The sequence below is a fragment of the Flavobacterium hibisci genome (assembly GCF_020026925.1).
In the GTDB taxonomy this organism is placed as follows: domain Bacteria; phylum Bacteroidota; class Bacteroidia; order Flavobacteriales; family Flavobacteriaceae; genus Flavobacterium; species Flavobacterium hibisci.
Genome location: NZ_JAIQDW010000054.1, coordinates 1 through 680, shown reverse-complemented (window position 1 = coordinate 680; position 680 = coordinate 1). Strand labels below are relative to the sequence as shown.

1 rRNA gene is annotated in these 680 nt (G+C 50.1%); it reads right to left on the bottom strand.

Annotated features, from left to right (window positions below):
• A 23S ribosomal RNA gene (locus tag K8B81_RS20805) occupies nucleotides 1-680 on the bottom strand; the annotation flags it as partial.

The window sequence follows — 680 nt, the reverse complement described above, 5'->3', positions numbered from 1 at the left end:
TGGCCATGGATAGATCACTTGGTTTCGGGTCTACACCCAGCGACTGGACGCCCTATTCGGACTCGATTTCTCTACGGCTCCCCTATTCGGTTAACCTTGCCACTGAATGTAAGTCGCTGACCCATTATACAAAAGGTACGCAGTCACCCTTGCGGGCTCCTACTTTTTGTAAGCATGCGGTTTCAGGATCTATTTCACTCCCCTCCCGGGGTTCTTTTCGCCTTTCCCTCACGGTACTGGTTCACTATCGGTCGATGATGAGTATTTAGCCTTGGAGGATGGTCCCCCCATATTCAGACAGGGTTTCTCGTGCCCCGCCTTACTTTTCTCTAGCTCAGTACCACCAGTCGGTTTTCACATACAGGGCTATCACCTACTATGGCCGGACTTTCCATTCCGTTTTGTTAACCGTCTGACTATCACTAGAAGGCTGTTCCGATTTCGCTCGCCACTACTTTCGGAATCTCGGTTGATGTCTTTTCCTCTGGGTACTTAGATGTTTCAGTTCTCCAGGTTCGCTTCGCATACCTATGTATTCAGTATGCGATACCCTTGCGGGTGGGTTTCCCCATTCAGAAATCTCCGGATCAAAGCTTATTTGCCAGCTCCCCGAAGCTTATCGCAGGCTATCACGTCTTTCGTCGCCTATCATCGCCAAGGCATCCACCACATGCTCTTAG